Genomic DNA, 19,599 nt, shown 5'->3' on the forward strand with positions numbered 1-19,599 from the left:
GGCTGCGTTCGATGCGGCGGTTCAGGCGGCGGCCAATGCCGACAAGGCGGCGGGGCGGCGGGTGTTTGTGGTGACGGGGGACGATAATATGAAGTTTGGCCTGACGCGGTTGGAGGTGTCGCCGGGGGAGACGTTTGTGGTGATTCTGAAAAACATTGGCCGCCAGCCGAAGGAGGCGATGGGACACAATTGGGTGTTGCTCAAAAAGGGGGTGGACGGGCGCGCGTATTGTCAGGCGGCGGTCAAGGCGAAGGACACCGAGTATCTGCCGCCGGAATTGGGTTCACAGGTGCTGGCGGCAACGAAGATGCTGGGGCCGGGGGAATTTGACCGCGTGGAGATCACCGCGCCCGCCGAGTTGGGGAGTTACCCGTATGTGTGCAGCTTCCCCGCGCATTATGAATTGGGCATGAAGGGCGTGCTGGCGGTGACGCCGTGAGGCGTGGCGGGCGGGCGGGCGTGGTGCGTTGACGGGGATGTTAAGGTGTTCGGGATATGACGACCCGGCGCAGATTTTTGCAGGCGGCAGGCCTGGCGCTTCTCGGGCTGGCGCTGACGCCGTCCACCCTGCTCGCGGCGGCGGAACGGGTGCATCTGGTGAGAAGGGGGGAAACGCTCAGCGCGATTGCGAGGCGTTATGGCGTGTCGGTCGCGGCGCTGGGTCGGGTCGGCATCAAAAGTGGCGCGGGCTTCTCGCCCGCATTCTGTTCCGATGCGGGCGGGACGCCCGCGCCACGCGTAGCGCAGGCTTCTTGCCTGCCTTCCGACGTAGCGCAGGCGTCTCGCCTGCCATCTTGTTTATTGCGCGAAGCGCGGTGTCTTTTTTCAGGGAGTGCGGCGCTTCGCGCAGCAGGCTGGATTGCAGGCGGGACGCCTGCGCTACGTCAAACCGGCGGCAGGATGCCGCCGCTCCCTCTCGCCGAAATGCCGCTGACATCGGTTTGAGTTACACCCGGAGGGGGGACGTCAGAAAAACGCGAGTTGCGGGTCGGGGACGCCTTCCTTGACGGTGATTTTTTTTCGCGGGCGGGCGTTGGGTTGAGCGACCGGGGGGAGGGTGACTTGAGTGGCCGGAGTGTCGGTTTGGTTGTCGTCGCCTTCGAGTTTGGCGAGGATGGTCTTGGCGCGTTCGATGACCGAGGCGGGGAGGCCGGCGAGGCGGGCGACCTGAATGCCGTAACTGCGGTCGGCGGCTCCGGGGACGACGCGGCGGACAAAGACGATTTCGTCGTTCCACTCCTTCACGGCCACGGAGTAGTTGCGCAGGCGGGTGAGGTGTTTTTCGAGTTGGGTGAGTTCTTGGTAGTGCGTGGCGAAGAGGGTGCGGGGGCCGCGTTCGGGATCGGCGTGGAGGTGCTCGACGACGGCCCAGGCGATGCTGAGTCCGTCGTAGGTGGAGGTGCCGCGTCCGATTTCGTCGAGGATGATGAGGGAGCGGTCGGTGGCGTTGTTGAGGATGTTGGCCGTCTCGTTCATCTCGACCATGAAGGTGGAGTTGCCGCGGGCGAGGTCGTCACTGGCGCCGACGCGGGAGAAGATGCGGTCGACGAGACCGATGCGGCAGGTTTTGGCGGGGACCCAGCAGCCGATTTGCGCGAGGAGCGTGATGAGGGCGACCTGGCGGATGTAGGTGGACTTGCCGGCCATGTTGGGGCCGGTAAGGAGGGCGAGTTGGGAGTCGGTGGAACTGAGTGTGGTGTCGTTGGGGACGAAGGTGGTGGAGCTGAGGCCGCTGTTGTTGGTCGCGGGGGATTTGATCATTTGCTCCACGACGGGGTGGCGGCCTTCGATGATTTCGATGACGTCGCCGTTGTCGATTTCGGGCTGGGAGTAGCCCCATTCGCGGGCGAGGATGGCCCAGCCGGCAAGAACGTCGAGTTCGGCGAGGGCTTCAGCGGTGCGGGTCAGGGCGAGGGATTCATCTAGGATGGCCGTGACGAGGGAGGTGAGGAGTTCGCGTTCGCGTTCGCGGGCGCTTTCTTCGGCGTGGAGGATTTCTTTTTCTTTTTCGCGGAGTTCGTCGGTGATGTAACGTTCGCCGTTCACGGTGGTCTGGCGGCGGATGTAGTTGTCGGGGACGAGGCGGAGATTGGCTTTGGTGACTTCGATGTAGTAGCCAAAATTGTTGGTGAACCTGACTTTGAGGCTCTTGATGCCGGTGCGTTCCTGCTCGGCGCGTTCGAGTTCGGAGAGCCAGGTGCGGTTGTCGGTGGTAAGGGAGTGGAGGCGGTCCAGTTCGGCGTCGTGTCCGGAGCGGATGAAGCCGCCGTCGGCAATGTCGGAGGGGAGTTCGTCGGCGAGGGCGCTGGCAAGGAGCTGGCGCAGGGCGGGGAGGTCTTGTATCTGGGCCTGATAATGCGCGATGAGGGCGGGGTTGCGACCGGCGGAGGCCGCGCGCGGGGTGGAGCGGGCGGCGGGTGCATCTTTGTTGGTAGTGGATTTTTGGTGACCGTTGCCGGAGGTGAGGCGCTTAAGGAGGTCGGCGATGGCGGGGAGTTGGGCGAGGGTGTCGCGGATGCCGCCGAGTTCGCGGGGGTTGCGGAGGCGGTTCTGGAGGCGGCCGAGGATGCGGGGGATGTCGCGGATGCCACCGAGTTGTCCGCGCAGTTCGGTAAGAACGGTGGGGGCGGCGATGAGTTCACCAACGAGGGTGGAGCGGCGGCGGATTTCGTCGATGGAGAGGGTGGGGGAGGCAAGCCAGCGTTCGAGGAGGCGGGCGCCAGGGGCGGTGGTGGTGCGGTCTATGGCGGTGATGAGCGAGCCTTCGCGGGTGCCGCGGGTGGACTGGAATATTTCCAGGTTGCGCAGGGTGGCGGGGTCGATGAGGAGGGAGCCGGTGGGGCGGTATTCCTGGAGGGTGCGGAGGTTTTCGGGGCGGGCGCAGAGGCTGTCGGTCGCGTATTGGATGAGCGCGCCGGCGGCGCCGAGGGCAGGGTGGTCGTTGGAGAGTCCGAAGCCTTGCAGGTTGAGAACGCCGAGGCCTTCCATGACGGCCCGGGCGCCGGAGAGGGTTTCGAAGAGGTAGGCCGGGCGTTCGGTGACGGTGCGTTCGGTGGCGAAGGCGTGGAGGGCGTGGGTGGTGGTTTGGTCGTGCGGGGCGTGTTGCCAGTGTTCGAGGTCGCGTTCGGGGATTACAACCTCGGCGGGGGCGATGGCGGTGAGGACGGGGAGGAGTTTTGCGGGGTCGGGGTCATGGGCGATTTTGAATTCACCGGTGGAAAGGTCGAGCCAGGCGGCGGCGAGGCCGCCTTTGTCGAGATTGAGGGCGCAGACGTAGCGGTTGCGGGCGGCGTCGAGTTGATTGGTCTCGATGGTGGTGCCGGGAGAGAGGATGCGGGTGAGCTGACGGCGGACGAGTTTCCCGGGTTTGACGGGGCCATCCTGGTCGCAGATGGCGACTTTGCGACCGGCGGCGAGGAGCTTGTTGATGTAGGTGTCTGCGGCGTGGTAGGGGACGCCGGCCATGGGGTAACCGTTGCGCTGGGCAAGGGTGAGACCGAGGAGGCGCGCGGCTTCGACGGCGTCGTTGTAGAACATCTCATAAAAATCCCCAAGCCGGAAGAGCAGCAGAACGTCAGGCGCGAGACCGCGCTTTACGTCAAAATACTGCTGCTGCATGGGAGTGAGCTTGGGTTTCGTCATCGTCGAAAATTGAAAATGATAGGGGTCGATATGCGTGTTTCAAGCGCAGTGAAGGCAAGTTCGATTTGATTGATTGCGGCGATGGCGTAAAGCGACCGGTCAGGATTTTGGCTGGCGAGAGAGAGCAGGGGGGGGGGAGGGGCGAGTGTAGCCGTCATCGTGTTCGGATAATTATATGGATTGATGCCATGGTGGAATCTGGAGCAGACGACAACCGATGTCATTTCAGGGCAACGCCCACACCGGACTTGCCCGCCTCCGTTTCCCACGAAAACGTAAATCTCATCGCATGATGCTTCGCCGCCACCGCCGCCATCAGTCCGGCAACGCCTGCTCCTCCGGGCATGGCCGGCGGTTTGCGCTGATTGCGGTATTGTCCGCCTGGATACTGGCGACGGGCGTGCATTGGGATTTTTTGCAGGTCGTCGGCTGGGGACGGATGATCGTCACTTACACCACCGAACTGGACATGTCGCTGGCCGAAGCCGTGCGCTACACCTTCAGCGGCGACGCCCGCTGCCGTATTTGCGAAACGGTGACCGAAGGCAAAAAAGCCTCCAATGGTGATCCCGCCTCATCCTCCACGCCCGGCTCTCCGGTTGCCGGCAAGGATGCCGTCGGCAAACTCCTTCTCTCCCTTTCCCCGGCCCCGTTGGGCACGCCCGCCGTGTCAACGCAGACCACTTGGTTCGCCGCCGATGTGCTCGAACCGCTTTCTCCCGCCTACCCCGTCCCTGTTCCGCCGCCGCGAGCCTGAAGTGGCAGCCTGTTAATAACTGGTGTTACGCAGAGGCGCCAAGGATCGCGGCTTCGCCGGAACCAAACCGGTTCGTCATGCACCTGCCTGCGCCCTCCATGCGCCGCGCCCCGTTCGCGCATGTTGCATACACGCCGCTTGCGCGCCGTGCGCCACATGCCGGAACAACAACCTTCAACTCATTCCCTATGAATTCTCATTTTTCACCTCTCATCCACAAGCGCCTCGCGCTTCTCCTCATGCTGCCGGCCGCGACCTTCGCGGACGCACCCGCCACGCAACTCGAACCGCTCGTCATCACGGCCACGCCAGCGGGGGACCGGCCGCTTGAGGTTCGCATCGATCCGCAAACCCCTGCCCAGCCCATCCCTGCGCAAGACGGCGCCGACATCCTCAAAACTGTGCCCGGCATCTCCGTCAGTCGCAAAGGCGGCACTGGCGGCGAAGTCATCCTGCGCGGCTCCGCCGGATCGCGTCTCGATATCCTCGTCGATCACGAAAGCATCCTCGGCGGCTGCCCCAATCGCATGGACCCGCCCACGGCCTATATTTTCCCTGGCGCCTACGACAGCGTCACCGTGCTCAAGGGACCGCAGACCGTGCTCTACGGCCCCGGCAACTCCGCCGGCGTGGTTCTCTTCGAGGCCGGCCCGGTCCACCTCGACCAGCCCACGGCCAGCCTCGATGCCTCGCTTGTCTTTGGCAGCTTCGACCGCAACGACCAACTCGCCAGCGTCCTTGCCGGAACGCCCGATTTTTACGTCAGGGTCGAAGCCGTTCGCTCCGAGTCCCACGACTACGAGGACGGCAACGGCGACAAGGTCCACTCGCACTACGAGCGCTCCACCGAGCGTGTCGCCCTGGGCTGGACGCCCGACAAAAACACCGTGATCGAACTCCACGGCGCGCTCAGCCAAGGCGAGGCCGCCTACGCCCACAGCATGATGGACGCCGCCCGGCTCGACCGGCAGAACGTCGGACTGCGCTTTGAAAAGCGAGAACTCACCCCCCTCGTCGAATCCCTCGAAGCCAGCTTCTACTACAACCACATCGACCATGTGATGGACAACTACAGCCTGCGCACCTTCACACCCACGATGATGATGCCCATGCCGATGTCATCGAATCCTGAATACACGCTCTGGGGCGGACGCGCCCTCGCCACGCTCGCACCCGCGGAGAACACCCGGCTCGACGTCGGCGGCGACTTCCGGCTCGGCGGGCACAGCAAGGAGTCCGTCGATGACGCGCAGATCGACAACTACGGATTCTTCGCCGAGGCTACGCAAACCCTTGCCACCCGCCACCGCCTGATCGCCGGCCTGCGGCTCGACACCTGGCGCGCCGAGGACAAACGCACCGCCACCGCCTCCCCCACCGGCGGCGACGACCGCAACGAGACCCTGCCCGCCGGGTTCCTCCGTTACGAGCAGGACCTGTCCGCCATCCCTGTCACGGTGTATGTAGGAATCGGATACACCCAGCGCGCCCCTGATTACTGGGAAATGTTCAGCTACCAAAGCGCCGGCAGCACGAGCGCTTTTGACACCGACCCGGAAAAGACCACTCAACTCGACATCGGCGCGACATGGAAGAAGGGACCGCTGACTGCGTTTGTCTCCGGTTTCGCCAACGATGTTTCCGACTACATCCTCATCGAAAAAACCGGATCGGGCATGATGGCGAAGACCATTGCCCGCAACATCGACGCCCGTTCCCTCGGCGGTGAAGCCGGTTTTGGATACACCTTTGGCGGCGGCTGGCAGCTCGATGCGAGCATCGCCTATGTGCGCGGAGAAAACCGCACCGACGACCTTCCGCTCGCGCAACAGCCGCCGCTCGAAGGCCGTATCGGAATCAGCTATACAACCCCCGTGTGGTCGCTCGGCGCTCTCGCCCGTCTCGTTGACCGGCAGGACCGCTACGCGGTCAACCAGGGGAGCGTGGCCGGGCAGGACATCGGCGCCACGGGCGGTTTCGCCGTGTTCTCGATCAACGGCGGCTGGCGCATCAATTCTCACGCCCTGCTCACGGCGGGCATCGACAACCTTTTCGACAAAACCTACGCCGAGCACGTCAACCGCGCGGGTGATGGAGACCCCGCCTACGCCACCAACGTCCGCGTCAACGAACCCGGCCGCACCCTGTGGATGAAACTTCAGGTCACTTTCTGACCGAAAGAGCGGCGGTCGGAAACCGCCGCTCTCCTTGTTAAGGGAGGATCTAAAAATTGAGGGAACTTCTAAAAATTACACAGAGGACACAGAGGAGGCACAGAGTTTGGGGAGGCCTGTCCGGTGGAAGGACATTTTCCTCGCGAATGAATGTCTCTGTAATTCATTTATTATAACTGATGTTACGCAGCCGAAGCAAGGAGCGGCGGTCTCCAGGCCGCCGGATGGATCGGCAGCGAAGCGTCGCCCGTTTGAATGATGAACTGCATGAGGCGAGGCGCGTTGCGCCTCGTCCGGCGGCCTCATCCGATCCGCCGCTCCTTGGCAAACGTCCGCGTAACATCAGTGATTTTAGTCACAGAGGACAGATGGGCTGCGCCGCAAGCGGGATCGGGGATCGGGGATCGGGATCAAAATTTCACGCCACGGCGCGACGAACGCAACGCCATCAGCCTGCTCTTGCCTCTCAGCGTGGCGACCGTTGCGCCGTGGCGTGAAACTCTGCTTCCCAGATGGAAGATGGAACTCATGCTCTTGTCCGGTTCTTGGGAATATTTAGAGGTTCCCTTCAATGAAACTGCCGAAATATTTGCGTCGGGCCGATAAAACGACTTGACGCGCTGATCTGAGCCCGTCTTTTTCTGCCGCACATTTGCGTCAGGGACGCGCACACCGGATCAACGAACAACCGAAACCACTTGGGTCAAACCCGCTAACTGCTTGAAAATGAGCTTAAACGCGACATACGGGACTACACAAAGCTCCCAAGCTCCCAAGCTCCCAAGCTCCCAAGCTCCCAAGCTCCCAAGCTCCCAAGCTCCCAAGCTCCCAAGCTCCCAAGCTCCCAAGCTCCCAAGCTCCCAAGCTTAGCTTAAGCTGTGCCAGCATAGAACACCCAAACAAGGGGGTACCATGTCTGGACGGGACGACGCGGAAACGGGAAGGAACGAGACAATACGCTTCAGGCAATTGCGTCCCTTCTCCCGTCATTTCTGACAACTCTCCCGCGACGGGAGACAACTCTCCCATGACGGGAGAACACTCTCCCGTGACGGGAGAACACTCTCCCGTGACGGGAGAACACTCTCCCACGACGGGAGAATACTCTCCCGTGACGGGAGAACGCTCTCCCACGACGGGAGAACACTCTCCCGTGACGGGAGAACACTCTCCCATGACGGGAGAACACTCTCCCATGACGGGAGAATACTCTCCCGTGACGGGAGAACGCTCTCCCGTGACGGGAGAACGCTCTCCCATGACGGGAGAATACTCTCCCGTGACGGGAGAACGCTCTCCCGTGACGGGAGAACGCTCTCCCATGACGGGAGAATGCTCTCCCGCGACGGGAGAAACGTCCATTCAGCCTACCCGAAAACCAAAAACGAAAGCATAAAATGCCCACTAAATACACTAATCGCAATTACTTGCCGACGACCGAGACGGAAGCCTACCTATGGCTGACCAACCTTGCGCAACAACTGCCCTCCGTAGCCAACCTGCTCGGCATCGGTCAAAAAGTCACCCCCTTGGTGCAAGCCGCGCAACTACTCACCGACACCCACCGCTACCAGCAAGCCACCCGCAGTCTGGCCGAAGAACGCACCGCCAACAAAAACGAAGCCGCCTGGAACCCCATCGGCCAACACGTTTACGTGCGCCCCACCACCACCGACACCGGCCCCCAAGCCACCCAAAGCGCCGAAGCCGGAGCCTACCCCCTGGCCATCGCCCTATGCGACGACATCCTCAGCAACCGGAGCGGCAAACTCGATCAGGCAATAAAAGACCTCTTGCGCCTCAATCCCCTGCCCAAACACCTCCCCGGAGCGGTCACCGGAACCAAACCCCAATACGAAGCCTACATCGACCACAACCAACTCACCATCAAACTCACCAAAGCCGGCTACCAATATTTCATGGTGAAGATCGACCACGGCACGGGCGAGTTCGACGCCGAGCACGTGGTGCACGAAAGCCCCTTCAAAGACCCCACCCCCCTCCCCACCGACACACCGCAGATGTGGCGCGTGCAGGTGTTTGGATACGCCAAAGGCAACCACGTGGGCATCCCCGGCGACATTATAGACGTAGCCGCCAAAGCCTACCTCGCCGAGCACTCCGAAGGCACCGGCTGATTTCTCCCTTTCTCCCGCACTATGAGAAACCAAAAGCCAAATGATATTCCGAGTGGCGCGGGCTTTTTCTGCCAAACGCCCGCTGTAGGGGCGTCGCTTGCGACGCCCGCATTCCGATGTAGCGCAGGCGTCCCGCCTGCAATCCAGCCTGCTGCGCGAAGCGCCGCACTCCATAAAAGTCACCGCGCTTCGCGCAATAGACAAGATGGCAGGCAAGATGCCTGCGCTACGTCAGCATGCGGGCGTCCCGCCCACGCCACTCCTCCAACCTCCCCTTTGACCTCATGACCACGAACAGAACTAACCAACAAAAATAAAATGAATCCATACAGGAAAAGAATAACCGCCGCCTTGCTGGCGACACTGACTGCGCTGGGGGCCGCGACGGCCACCGGGCAGCCGATAACGATCGACACGGTGACGGTCGGCTATGCGGGCAACGCGGGCGACCCTGACTCAAACGTCAATCGCAACGGCTACGGAGCCGTGGCCTACGAGTATCAGATCGGCAAGTACGAGGTGACGAACGCGCAGTATGTGGCGTTTTTGAACGCGGTGGCGGCGACGGACACGTATGGGCTCTACCATGCGAATATGGACGCCACGATTTACGGAGGGATTACCCGTGCGGGTACGCCCGGCAGCTACACGTACACGGTGAAAGGCGGGTGGGGAAACAAGCCGGTGAACTTTGTGTCGTTTTACTCTGCGGCGCGGTTCACGAACTGGCTGACGAACGGGCAGAAGACGGGCGCGCAAGACGCCACGACGACGGAGAGCGGGCTGTATGTGTTCAGCGGCGCGACGACGCTCAGCCTGCTGCCGGACCACGCGACGAGCACCGGCTGGGTGATACCGACCGAGGACGAGTGGTACAAGGCGGCGTACTACAATCCGACGCTGAATGGCGGTGCAGGCGGGTACACGAATTATCCGTGGGCGGGAGGAGCGAATCCGGTCAACGATACGAATGCCGTCAACGGGGCGAACTTTAACAACAGCGGCAACGTGACGGATGTAGGTAGTTACACAAAAGCGACATCGTATTTTGGAACGTATGACCAGGGGGGGAATCTGTGGGAGTGGAACGATACTATCTTTTCCGGTGGTAACCGTGCGGTGATGGGGGGCTCGTTCTTCAATAACCTACTCAACCTCTCCACCGTGTATCGCCGCGACATCCATGACTCGGCGGAGGTAAGCAGCGCCTTCGGTATCCGCGTTGCCTACCTGACGGCCGTGCCTGAGCCGGAAGCAGCGCCCGCGACGCTGTCCGAGCCGGAGATCAACGGCAGCACGATCACGATCAATGTGATCGGCACGGCGGGCAACTATTATGCCCTGTATGCCTCGCAAAACCTCCTCGGCAATGCCGCCTCATGGGGTTTTGTGTCCGACACCGCCGGTCAGTTCGACAGTAGCGGACTGGCAACGTTGACTTTCACCAGGAGCGCGGCCCCCGCCGAGTTCTACCGTGTAGTCACCAGCGCAAGCCCGCTCGACGGCGTGACGATCAACGACGACTCGAAGTTCTCCTACGACGTGGACGGAGTCTATGACGTGACGGTGGCTGCGAAGGGGAAGGCGTATGTCGCCAATCAGTTCGTGCAGACCACCAACACCGTGGCGGCCCTCTTCGACACGCTGGCCCGCGGGTCGAGCGTAGCCATCCAGAATGCCTCTACCGGCGGCATGATCACCGTTACCAAAAACACGTTGACCGGTTCATGGGGAGCCAACGGATCGCTGGTTGTGGACACGGGAACAGCGGTTCTGGTCAGCAACTTTGCCACGACGCCGGTCACTCTGAGCTTCACCGGCGTGGTGGCGACGGGCACCCGCACCAGCACCTCCATTGCCGGGATCAACACCTGCACGGCCAGCCCGTTCCCGGTGTCGGCCTCGACCGAGGACTTCGGCATCGTCAGGACGCGGGGTGACACGGTCATCCGCCTGATGCCTGATGGTTCGGCGCTGACCTATACCGTCAATTCGCTGACCGGCAACTGGGGGAGCACAGGCGCTCCGGTTCCCGGCATCGGCGAAGGTTTCCTGTTCCGGCACGCCGCCGCAGCAGCATGGAACAAGACGCTCACCCTGAGCACCGACAGCATGGAGATCACCTGGTAATCTCCACCGGGTAATCAGGATCAAGAACTTTCCCTCCCGGACAAGACGGGAGGGGAAATTGTACAATAACAGAATCGATATATCATTATGAAAAAATCACTAATGGCCGCCTGTCTTCTGGCAGGCAGTGTCACCGGCCATGCCGGTATCAACAACCTCATCTGGGACAATGTCGCGTATGATAATCCTGTATACACCAGCACGGGAGCACTGGCGGCATCCGCGCAAGGCTACGTTGTTAGTTTCTGGGTGCAGGATACCATCAACGGCCTGATCTGCGCGGGCGTGGACACCTTCGCCGACCTGAGATATGAGATGTCCGATTATGCAGGATATTACATCTACGAGTCAGTGGAACCGGGCATATACGAACCGGGCCAAGGCACCACCACCTTCTTCAATACGCCGGACAACGGATCGCTCTATACGGAGATCCGTGTGTGGCAGTATTTCACAGACGGGCAGCCGCACACACAGCAAGATTTCGATCTGATTCTTGCGGCCGATCTGAGCACGATTGAAGGCATCTGGAACGCTGCGGTGGCAGCCGGTGTGTCGCACGGCACCACGGGCGGCTCTACCGCCACTGACTCCTTGGGCACTCCCGTTACCGGGTTGGTGGATTCGTATTCGAGCCTCACTCTGAGCGCGTCCGCCGTGCCGGAGCCGAGCACGTATGCCGCACTCGCAGGCTTGACGATCCTCGCCTACGCCTACCTGCGTCGCCGCCGGTGAATTAGTAACTGATGTTACGCAGCCGAAGCAAGGAGCGGCGGTCTCCAGGCCGCCGGATGAGGCGCAATGCGCCTCGCCTCATGCAGTTCATCATTCAAACGGGCGACGCTTCGCGTCGTCCGGCGGCCTGGAGACCGCCGCTCCTGTCAAGGCAGCCGCGTAACATCCGTTAGTAACGGAGGGCGGGTTTTATTGCCAATCGCCAATCCCCGCCAGACGCGGCGCAAGCCGCGCCCATCCGAAAAAAAACGGAAGGGCGGTGCTTCGCACCGTCGGCGGGTCGGGAGACCCGCCCTCCATAGAGAATTAACCACGGAGGCAACGGAGGGCCGGGTCGCATAGGAATGCAAATCAAGGATGCCCTGTCTTCTGGGCCTCTCGTGGTTCCCCGTTTTTTAGAGCATTGTCGGTTTATTTTGTCTCACGCAGAGAGACGCAGAGCGCAGAGAAAAACAGAACTCAGAGAGCAAACGCCAGAGGCGGAGTCTTTCTGTTTTTCTCTGCGCCTCTGCGTCTCTGCGTGATCTCTTAAACCTTGCGACAAACTCAACGTTAAATGCTCTAGAAGAACGTCAGGTAGCTGCCTTCGGCGAGGCGCTTGATGAGGAGCGCCAGTTCCATGGCGTGGTAGTCGCCCCACATCGAGGATTCGCCGCAGGGGACTTTCCGGCCCTTCGGCACGTAATCCCAGCCATTGGGGCGGTGATAAACGCTGTGCAGGAGCAGGCCCTGGTGTTTGGGTGCGGTGGAAAGATAGGCGTCGCTGAAGAGCGTGTCCGCAACGGTGAGGCCGGCTTGCAGGTAGCGTTTGCCGGCGGCTTTGTCGCCCTTGGACTGGAGCCAGAGGCCGAGGCGGATAAAGCCTTGCGCGGAGATCGCGGCGGCGGAGCTGTCAACGGGTTCCCAGGGGTTGAAGGGATCGGCGTCCTTGGCGGTGAAGTCGCCGAGTTTGTGCGTGTTGAGCGCGCAACTGTCCCAGTAGGGGATGCCGTCCTTGGCGGAATAGCCGTCGATGTAGTAGTCGGCGGTGGCGCGGGCGGTCTCGACAAAGAGGTCGGTCACGGCGCGGCGTCCGCCCACGGCGTCGAGTTCGGAGGCTTTGAGTGTATCCAAAAATTCGAGTTGCTCGGGATAGCCGCAGATGATCCAGGCGGCGCCGCGGGTCCAGGTGGTGAAGGCGGAGTATCCTTGCTGCGTGGAGGAGCAGCGGAACTGGCCGTCGTTGCGGTTGAAGATGGATTCGTGGGCGACGCGTCCGCGCACGTCGTAGGAGTCGCGGCCCTGACCATAGAACACGTTGAAGCGCGCGGTGGTGGCGGCGTGTTCGATGGCGCGGTGGAGGAGGTTGATGGGCTTGTCGCCTTCGCCCATGAGGACGTGGCCGAGTTGGTGCGCGACGACCAGGGCGCGCATGGAGCGGATCGTGTCGGCAAAGAGGGACTGCGGGCCGTTGAAGGAGTAGATGTATCCGGATGGCACTACGCCGATGCCTTTGGCGCGCGCGGCGACGGGGGACCAGGGCGCGGTCTGGTTGGTGGTGGCGTGGCGGGCGGCTTGCACGGCGCCGGAGACTTTGAGGGCGAGTTCGGCGTAGTTGAGTTCGTCCTGGTTGAAGGGGATCTGGCCTTCGAGCATCAGGCGGCGGAGGTTGCCGTAGGTGGAGACGTTGTTGAAGCCGTGGTCATGCACGCCGACGTGGGAGACGTGCGAGGCCATGTATTTGAGCGTCTTCTCGCGGCCAAGGGCGAGATAGCGTTCGTCGCCGGTGGCGTCGTATTGGAGAAATGCCATGCCGAACTGGAAGCCTTGCGTCCATTCGGTCCAGCCGCGCGAGGTGTAATTGCCTTTGACGGTGAAGACGGGTGTGCCGTTGGCGGGGTCCCACGACTTGTTGACCAGATCGATTTTCTGGCCGGCGAGTTCAAAGACGCGGTCGGTCTTTTTGGCGAGTTTGGCAGGGGTGAGTGTGTTGTCGATTTTCATGGATGTGTGGTTGTGTAAGGTAAGAGAGGTGGGAGGTTGTTGAGAGGCGTGCGGTGAACAAGGGCGAAGGGGCGGGAGAGTCGGGTTTGTCTTAAAAGGGTCGGGTTTGTGCTGGCATGGATCAGAACGTGAGCGGCAGGGTGTCGGCGTTGTGCTGCCAGTCGAGCACGGGCCAGCCTTCGGCGGGCGCGGGCTGACCGAGCAGTGGTCGGAAACGGCTGGGCGTGGCGCGGTGCGTGGTGACGCCGTCGGTGAGGTGGATGTTGCCGAGGCGGACTTGGCCGAGTCCGCGCAGGGCGATGCGGAGGGGGAGGGTGGGGGCGGCGTCTCCGTGTGAGGAGGGGGGGGGGGGGGGGGGGACGGGCGTGGCGAATTCGCGGGCGATCTTTGCGCGGGGACGCGCGGCGGCGGCGCGAAATTCGATCGTGAAACGGCTGTGCAATTCAATCCACGCACCGTCGGGTTGTTGTTGTTCGACGATGATTTTTTGGAGCGCGGGTGCGAAGTTGTGCACGGTGAATTGCAACTGCCACGCGCCGCACATGGGGCAGGCGGTGCGCACGCGCGCGGGGTCACGGAGGCTGGAGCGAAGCCAGCGACGCCAGGCGGAGAGGCGGCGGGCGTCCTGATCGAGGAGGGTGAGGTTCTGGCTTTGTGCGCAGCGTTGCGGATCGCGGGTGGCGTCCCACATGGCGCGGGCGGCGGCGCGGGCGGCGCGTAGTTGGCGGGAGAATACGTCGCAGGCGGAAAGGAGCTTGGACAGGAGGGCGGCGAGGCGGCGGGCGGCGGCGGGAGTGGCGCGGGCGTGCAGGCGGCGGGCTTGAAATACGTCGAGCCCGGAGCGGCGGACGAAGGCGTCGCGCTCGGCGATGTAGGCTTGAAAGGCGGCGGTGGGGCGCAGGGGGGGGGGGAGGGGGGACGGCGGGTGTCCGGCGTGGGTGGCGAGGCGGTGAAAGTGGCGGGCGGCGCGTTCGTGGGGACGGGGGCTTTCGCGGCGGGCAATCACGTCCCAGCGCTGGTTGATCTCCCATCGGGCGTATCCGGCGAAGGAATACGCATCACCGGCGAGCAGGGCGCGCGCGGTGGAGGCGGCGGCGGCGGGGGGCAGTCCGTGGAGGCGGCGGCAGCCGCCGGCGAGGAGGGTTTGCGGGTCGGCGGGGGCGTTGTTGGTGTCGTTGTCGAGCCAGAGTCCGGCGGCGGCGGCATCGACGAGCGTGGTGGTTTCCAGCGCGAGGCGGTAGGCTTCCCATGAGGTGACGAGGAAGCCGGCGGCGGGGGTGCGGCGGGCGCGGTGCCACCAGGAGGTGATGTTGGCGAGGCGTTCGGCGTAAATGGGCGCGGGTTCGTAGCGGAAGGCTCCGTTCATGGGGCAGGCCCAGTAGTCGATGCCGCGGGCGGCGAGGGCGGGGGCGAGGTCGTAGTCGGCAAAATTGCGCAGTTCGAGGCGGGGTGTGCGCGGGAAGGGGTAATAATACCAGTCGTAGGCGGCGAGTCCGGCGTGGGCGGGGAGCAGGGGGATGGCGTCGGGGAGGAGGGCAAGCATGTCGGCCCAGATGCCGAGGGTGAGCGAGTGGCGGGCGGCGAGGGTGTGCAGGCGGGTGACGTGGGCGGCGAAGTGGGCGGCGAGGCCGATGCGGGCGATCTCGGCGCGGGAGAGTGGATGGCGTCCGAGGGAAAACGATTCGTCGAGGCCGACGTGGACTTTGCCCGCGGTGCAGAGCGGGGCGACGTCGCGCAGGAGTTTCGTAGCGACTTCCTGGATACGGGGATGGAGCGGGCAGATTTGTCCGGCGGGGAGGGGGGAGCCGTCGGGGGCGCGCAGTTCGTTGAGGTCGCGCCATTCGGGGGTTTTTATGAGATACTGGGTGTGGCCGAGGAGGTTGACGATGGGGACAACTTTGATGCCGGCGCGGGTGGCGGCGCGGACGAGTTTTTCGAAATCGCTCCAGGTGTAGGCGTCGGCGCGGGCGACGCCCGGCAGCGAGGGATAATCGACGGCGTCCTCAAGGTGCAGATACAGTTCGTGATATCCCCATGCCGCGTAGCGAGGCAGGAGCGAGAGGAGGTGGTCGAGGCGTTCGACCTGGCGGGCAAGATCCCATTGAAAGGCGCGCAGCATTTGGTTTGGAAAAAAAAAGGCGGATGGACTGACGGGCTGAAAGACTGAAAGAGAAAAGGCTGACATCCAACGTCCAACATCCAACGTCCAACACCTCATGAGTCTTTACGAAATCAAAACCGAGATCCGACCCGAAACCGCCGACGCCACGGACGACATCCTGCTCGAACTGGGCGTGGAAGGCTGGAGTCTGTTGCAGGATGTCATCGTCAACCGGGCCTGGATCGTGGGCATTTTTGAGAGCGAGGGCGAGGCGCGCTCGCGTTGGCTGGAACTGGCTCCGCTGGTGGGCGGGGCGTTGCTGGAGCCGGTAACGACGGGGGGGGGGGAGGGGGCGGTGCCGGAGATTCGCGCGCTGGCGGATCAGGACTGGCGCGATAGTTACAAGGCGCATTTCAAGGCGTGGCAATTTGGCCGGCTCCATTGGGTGCCGGTTTGGGAGCGCGCGTCGTACGCGTTGCCGGCGGGCGATGGCGCGATCTGGCTCGATCCGGGGCTGGCGTTTGGCACGGGCAATCACGAGACGACGCGCCTTTGCGTGGAGCGTCTGGTGCCGTGGGCCGAGGCGCACGGTGTGGCGGGCAGGCGGGTCATCGACGCCGGTTGCGGTTCGGGCATCCTGGCGCTTTCGGCGGCGCGTCTGGGATTCGCGGAGGTGGACGCGTTTGACAACGATCCCGAAGCGGTGCGCGTGAGCATCGAAAACGCGACGCTCAATGGGTTGATTGGGGGGGGGGGGGGGGGGCAGGTGTTGCGTTTTTACGAGGGGGATTTGGTGAGTGGGCTGGCGGGCAGGTCCGCCGATGTGGTGCTGGCAAACATCCAGGCGGATGTGTTGATGCGCTTCGTTCAACAACTCACGGGGGCGGTTGCGCCGGGCGGGTTGCTGGTGTTGAGCGGCATCCTCGCGCACGAAAATGAGCAGGTGCGCCGGGCGTTCGCATCCGCCACGGGCGGCTGGCGGGTGGAGCATCGAGAGATGGGCGAGTGGAGCGACGTGGCGTTGACGAGGCCGGCAAGTTAGGGCGTCACGTTGATGATCGGCGGCGGATGGCGCGTGCCAACGCCGAGGGTCTCGGCAAACTCCAGGGTGCGCACGTCGTCGGGCACGGGCTTGAAGCCGGCGGCTTGGCGGGCGCGGTTGATCTTGCCCAGCATCACGCTGTCGATCGCCACGGGATCGGCGCTGAGCAGGAGGCGTGGTTCGGACACGGTGTAGAGCGAATTGAAATGCGGTCCGCCGATGAATTGCCAGCGTTCCAGACTGGTGAGGGTGAGCGCCCATGTGAGGCGTAGTTCGGGGATCGCGGCCATCTCGGCCACGGCGGCGGGCGCGGTGGCGGCGGAGCGGAAGAAACGCGTGGTGTTGGAAGCGTTCCAAAGGGTGGCGTTGGCGAGCGCGCCGTTGACGCCGAGGGTGTCGTGGTCGCTGTAAACGGGCAGGTTGATCCAGAAGTCGGTGTCGAGGAAGAGCGGGGTGGCGAGGAAGCTTTTGCGGTCGTCCTCCTGCAAAAAATCACTGTCTCCGCCGCCGCCGCTGCCGCTGCGGAACAGATCGGTGCCTGGCATGCGATTGACGGGTTTAAGATCAAAATTGCGTCCGGACAAAATGGGGTCGAAGCGGTAGGGAATCGGGCTGTCGTAAAACCACACGGGGTCGTAAAACCGCCCCGATTCGAGGACGAACACCGGGTGTCCCTCAAACGGCACGGACTCGGCGGCGCTGGAGGGCAGGTATCCGGCCATGCGGAGGCGGAGGGGATTGAGTCCCACCAGAAAGATGTCACCTGCGGCGAAACCGCGGCGTTGCAGGGCCGTGATCACGGCGCGGACAAGGGGTTTGGGCGTGGCGAGGCCGGGCCCGGCGTCGGTGTAGATTTTGATGCCCGCCTTGCGTTTCTCGCCGGGCTGGAGCTTGCGGCCGGTGGTGCGTTCGCAGGCGGCAAACAGGGCTTCGACGGCGGCGTCATAGCCGGACTGGGGGCCGGGTGTGACAAAGGTGGAGTCAGTCGGCAGCGCAGCTTCCCAGACGTTGGGGGCTGGCAGCGGCGGAATTGCGGGCGCGGTGGATTCTGTCTCGGGGGGGGGGGGGGGGGAGGGAAGGGCGGCAATGGCAGGGGTCACGAAGAACATGAGCACGAGCGCAAGTGTGAGCGTGAATGAGAGTGCGTTGGCCGTGTGCGGATCGGTGTTCATCCTGAAATCTGAGGTGCGGACCACAAAGACGCCGGTGGTGGGAATCGGCGAGCGGGATTTTGAGTAATCGGTAACGGAGACGGGGTGGCGGGACGCGGGGTTCCGAGTGAAAATTGAAATCCGAAGAAAATCGAAATCATCGTTGACAAGGTGCAGTCGATTTCGGGTTATTCGCCCCTCATTTTATTTGGCTTCCTAGCTCAATGGTAGAGCAGTTGACTCTTAATCAATTGGTTCGGGGTTCGAGTCCCCGGGGAGCCACCAATTTTTCAGGCTGAGTGGTTTGTTTTTCGTTCTTTCTTCAATTTTTTCGTGATGTGCCGGGATTCATTTCCTGCCGGCGTAGCTCAATGGTAGAGCACCTGTTTTGTAAACAGGCGGTTGCGGGTTCGAATCCCATCGCCGGCTCCATTTTTTCTCCAAACCAAAACCAAGGTGCTCACGCTCCTCCCCCTCCGCCCTGTTCCCCTTTTTCGGTTTTCACTGCCCGATGGTGTAATGGTAGCACAGCAGATTCTGACTCTGCTTGTTAAGGTTCGAGTCCTTATCGGGCAGCCACTCTTCAACAAAATACGAACTTCCGCCGGGGGTACTTTACACTTTGCGGAAGTTTTTGTTTTTAAGCGAGAAACAGAAGTCAGGGTGTAAAGCACCCTGAGGCGAGGTTCGTATCTGGCTTCTTGAATGACCGGTCTTTGGGTGTAAAGCAGCGTTTTATTCATGGAGTGCTTTACACTCGGGACCGGTTTCGAACTTATGTCTCACTGCTTTTTTTGACGCGCTTATTGAGACTGTGCCCGCCAGTCATTGTCGAATGGACGGTTTCGTTTCCGGCCTCCCTAGAGTGTGTCGTCATGAGATAGCAGCCCAGAGGAGGGCGCAGCGGAACTGAACGGCGGCAAGGAAATGAGGAGGCGCGCTTGGCGTAACGGGTGGCGATGCCACGCCACTGCTTGAGTCGCAGGAAAGCGTTCTCGACGAGGTGTCGCAATTTGTAGAGGTAAGTGTCGTATTGGCGGGGTTGCTTGCGATTGCTCTTTGGGGGGATCACGACCTGCATGCCAGCAGCCTGAGCGGCTTCGGCAATCGCATTGGTATCGTAGCCCTTGTCTGCGAGCAGGCATTGGGCCGGCAGGCCCTCGATCAGTGTTCCAGCCTGAGTACAATCCGCCACGGAACCTGCCGTAACAATGATTCGGACCGGCATACCATGCGCATCCACGGCCAGATGTATCTTGGTGTTTGGCCCCCTTTTGTCAGACCGATCGCCTCGTTCCCTCCCGCCGCTCCAGCCGCATGGGCATGTGCCTTGACGTGACTGGCATCTATCATCAGCCACTCAAAGTCGGGCTCTTGGATAAGCTCGTTGAGCAATCCTTCCCACTGCCCCTTGTCCCTCCATCGGCAGAACCGCCGGTGCGTGTTCTTCCAGTCCCCGTAGTCCTCCGGTAAAAATCCCTCCACGGCGCCCCTGTCCGCAATACCCAGAGCACCGCGTTAAGGAATCGCCTGTTATCCTCCGCCACTCCTCCCCAACTCCCCGCTCTGCCCGGCAGCAGCGGCTCCAGCAATTCCCAGACTCGATCCGATATGTCATGCCGATGGTGTTCCTGCTTCATCGGCCATGCTGTGCTCTCCTATCGCTTCCTTGTCAATCCAATCTCGTGACGACACAATCTGGCAGATTTTACAGAAATTTCCTGTCTCTATTATTAAAGGCCCATC

The 19,599-nt window shown here is 62.4% G+C and carries 14 protein-coding genes, 3 tRNA genes and 1 pseudogene; 12 read left to right on the plus strand and 6 right to left on the minus strand.

Going from position 1 to position 19,599, the window contains the following annotated elements; genetic code table 11:
- Both OBACDRAFT_RS00035 and OBACDRAFT_RS27355 read left to right on the plus strand, forming a co-directional pair.
- Positions 1 to 439 (plus strand): plastocyanin/azurin family copper-binding protein (locus OBACDRAFT_RS00035; protein ID WP_043581873.1); only part of this gene is annotated, 439 nt, incomplete at its 5' end.
- A gap of 56 nt (positions 440 to 495) precedes the next feature.
- Positions 496 to 945: a LysM peptidoglycan-binding domain-containing protein gene (locus OBACDRAFT_RS27355; protein WP_112787746.1), complete on the plus strand. Its 450-nt coding sequence runs from the start codon at positions 496 to 498 to the stop codon at positions 943 to 945.
- A 21-nt stretch (positions 946 to 966) separates the two neighbouring features.
- Here the strand turns inward: OBACDRAFT_RS27355 and mutS are convergent, their stop codons facing one another.
- Positions 967 to 3,642 carry a DNA mismatch repair protein MutS gene (mutS, locus tag OBACDRAFT_RS00040; protein ID WP_043581874.1) on the minus strand — a complete coding sequence of 892 codons (2,676 nt, stop codon included), beginning with the start codon at positions 3,640 to 3,642 and terminating at the stop codon, positions 967 to 969.
- Positions 3,639 to 3,800 carry a hypothetical protein gene (locus OBACDRAFT_RS27690; protein ID WP_157836841.1) on the minus strand — a complete coding sequence of 54 codons (162 nt, stop codon included), beginning with the start codon at positions 3,798 to 3,800 and terminating at the stop codon, positions 3,639 to 3,641. The genes mutS and OBACDRAFT_RS27690 overlap by 4 nt, the downstream gene beginning before the upstream one ends.
- Before the next feature lie 131 nt (positions 3,801 to 3,931).
- Between OBACDRAFT_RS27690 and OBACDRAFT_RS00045 the strand changes: the two genes are divergently transcribed.
- The 6 genes from OBACDRAFT_RS00045 to OBACDRAFT_RS00065 all read left to right on the plus strand — a co-directional run bounded on the left by OBACDRAFT_RS00045 (position 3,932) and on the right by OBACDRAFT_RS00065 (position 11,576).
- Positions 3,932 to 4,399 (plus strand): hypothetical protein, encoded by a 468-nt coding sequence (locus tag OBACDRAFT_RS00045; RefSeq protein WP_052360781.1) that lies wholly within the window; start codon positions 3,932 to 3,934, stop codon positions 4,397 to 4,399.
- A gap of 188 nt (positions 4,400 to 4,587) precedes the next feature.
- A complete protein-coding gene (locus tag OBACDRAFT_RS00050) occupies positions 4,588 to 6,573 on the plus strand; it encodes a TonB-dependent copper receptor (RefSeq protein ID WP_043581875.1) in 1,986 nt (661 codons plus the stop codon).
- Positions 6,574 to 7,970: 1,397 nt separating this feature from the next.
- The gene (locus tag OBACDRAFT_RS00055) at positions 7,971 to 8,711 is read left to right on the plus strand and encodes a hypothetical protein (protein WP_157836842.1); all 741 of its coding nucleotides are present in this window, start codon (positions 7,971 to 7,973) and stop codon (positions 8,709 to 8,711) included.
- 97 nt (positions 8,712 to 8,808) lie between these two features.
- Complete coding sequence (locus OBACDRAFT_RS27695; RefSeq protein WP_157836843.1) at positions 8,809 to 8,991, plus strand: hypothetical protein; 183 nt, start codon at positions 8,809 to 8,811, stop codon at positions 8,989 to 8,991.
- Positions 8,992 to 9,029: 38 nt separating this feature from the next.
- Positions 9,030 to 10,841: an SUMF1/EgtB/PvdO family nonheme iron enzyme gene (locus OBACDRAFT_RS24710; protein WP_081721717.1), complete on the plus strand. Its 1,812-nt coding sequence runs from the start codon at positions 9,030 to 9,032 to the stop codon at positions 10,839 to 10,841.
- 87 nt (positions 10,842 to 10,928) lie between these two features.
- The gene (locus OBACDRAFT_RS00065; protein ID WP_081721718.1) at positions 10,929 to 11,576 is read left to right on the plus strand and encodes a putative globular PEP-CTERM protein; all 648 of its coding nucleotides are present in this window, start codon (positions 10,929 to 10,931) and stop codon (positions 11,574 to 11,576) included.
- Between the two features lie 561 nt (positions 11,577 to 12,137).
- On the opposite strand, the gene OBACDRAFT_RS00070 is transcribed toward OBACDRAFT_RS00065, so the two are convergent.
- Together OBACDRAFT_RS00070 and OBACDRAFT_RS00075 are read right to left on the minus strand one after the other, a co-directional pair.
- Complete coding sequence (locus OBACDRAFT_RS00070; RefSeq protein ID WP_043581878.1) at positions 12,138 to 13,559, minus strand: glycoside hydrolase family 88 protein; 1,422 nt, start codon at positions 13,557 to 13,559, stop codon at positions 12,138 to 12,140.
- A gap of 121 nt (positions 13,560 to 13,680) precedes the next feature.
- Complete coding sequence (locus tag OBACDRAFT_RS00075; RefSeq protein ID WP_043581943.1) at positions 13,681 to 15,678, minus strand: family 20 glycosylhydrolase; 1,998 nt, start codon at positions 15,676 to 15,678, stop codon at positions 13,681 to 13,683.
- A 97-nt stretch (positions 15,679 to 15,775) separates the two neighbouring features.
- Between OBACDRAFT_RS00075 and OBACDRAFT_RS00080 the strand changes: the two genes are divergently transcribed.
- Entirely contained in the window at positions 15,776 to 16,702 is a 927-nt protein-coding gene (locus OBACDRAFT_RS00080) for a 50S ribosomal protein L11 methyltransferase (protein ID WP_043581879.1), read from the plus strand.
- On the opposite strand, the gene OBACDRAFT_RS00085 is transcribed toward OBACDRAFT_RS00080, so the two are convergent.
- Positions 16,699 to 17,874 carry a DUF362 domain-containing protein gene (locus tag OBACDRAFT_RS00085; protein ID WP_081721719.1) on the minus strand — a complete coding sequence of 392 codons (1,176 nt, stop codon included), beginning with the start codon at positions 17,872 to 17,874 and terminating at the stop codon, positions 16,699 to 16,701. The two genes, OBACDRAFT_RS00080 and OBACDRAFT_RS00085, sit on opposite strands and share 4 nt — an antisense overlap.
- 189 nt (positions 17,875 to 18,063) lie before the next feature.
- On the opposite strand from OBACDRAFT_RS00085, the gene OBACDRAFT_RS00090 reads away from it, so the two are divergent.
- From OBACDRAFT_RS00090 to OBACDRAFT_RS00100, 3 genes are all read left to right on the plus strand, one after another.
- Positions 18,064 to 18,138, plus strand: a tRNA-Lys gene (locus tag OBACDRAFT_RS00090).
- Positions 18,139 to 18,210: 72 nt separating this feature from the next.
- Positions 18,211 to 18,285: transfer RNA gene (locus tag OBACDRAFT_RS00095), tRNA-Thr, on the plus strand.
- Positions 18,286 to 18,358: 73 nt separating this feature from the next.
- A tRNA-Gln gene (locus OBACDRAFT_RS00100) sits at positions 18,359 to 18,432 on the plus strand.
- A gap of 294 nt (positions 18,433 to 18,726) precedes the next feature.
- Here OBACDRAFT_RS00100 and OBACDRAFT_RS26050 read toward each other — a convergent pair.
- Positions 18,727 to 19,493, minus strand: a pseudogene (locus tag OBACDRAFT_RS26050) (IS5 family transposase).
- Between the last annotated feature and the right edge of the window lie 106 nt (positions 19,494 to 19,599).

The organism is Geminisphaera colitermitum TAV2 (assembly GCF_000171235.2).
Lineage (GTDB): Bacteria > Verrucomicrobiota > Verrucomicrobiia > Opitutales > Opitutaceae > Geminisphaera > Geminisphaera colitermitum.

Coding starts and splice junctions, on each gene's coding strand:
- OBACDRAFT_RS00055 (WP_157836842.1), top strand. CDS start 7,971: ATGCCCACTAAATACACTAATCGCAATTACTTGCCGACGACCGAGACG.
- OBACDRAFT_RS00065 (WP_081721718.1), top strand. CDS start 10,929: ATGAAAAAATCACTAATGGCCGCCTGTCTTCTGGCAGGCAGTGTCACC.
- mutS (WP_043581874.1), bottom strand. CDS start 3,642: ATGACGAAACCCAAGCTCACTCCCATGCAGCAGCAGTATTTTGACGTA.
- OBACDRAFT_RS00045 (WP_052360781.1), top strand. CDS start 3,932: ATGATGCTTCGCCGCCACCGCCGCCATCAGTCCGGCAACGCCTGCTCC.
- OBACDRAFT_RS00075 (WP_043581943.1), bottom strand. CDS start 15,678: ATGCTGCGCGCCTTTCAATGGGATCTTGCCCGCCAGGTCGAACGCCTC.
- OBACDRAFT_RS00080 (WP_043581879.1), top strand. CDS start 15,776: ATGAGTCTTTACGAAATCAAAACCGAGATCCGACCCGAAACCGCCGAC.
- OBACDRAFT_RS00085 (WP_081721719.1), bottom strand. CDS start 17,874: ATGAACACCGATCCGCACACGGCCAACGCACTCTCATTCACGCTCACA.
- OBACDRAFT_RS27690 (WP_157836841.1), bottom strand. CDS start 3,800: ATGACGGCTACACTCGCCCCTCCCCCCCCCCTGCTCTCTCTCGCCAGC.
- OBACDRAFT_RS00050 (WP_043581875.1), top strand. CDS start 4,588: ATGAATTCTCATTTTTCACCTCTCATCCACAAGCGCCTCGCGCTTCTC.
- OBACDRAFT_RS00070 (WP_043581878.1), bottom strand. CDS start 13,559: ATGAAAATCGACAACACACTCACCCCTGCCAAACTCGCCAAAAAGACC.
- OBACDRAFT_RS24710 (WP_081721717.1), top strand. CDS start 9,030: ATGAATCCATACAGGAAAAGAATAACCGCCGCCTTGCTGGCGACACTG.
- OBACDRAFT_RS27355 (WP_112787746.1), top strand. CDS start 496: ATGACGACCCGGCGCAGATTTTTGCAGGCGGCAGGCCTGGCGCTTCTC.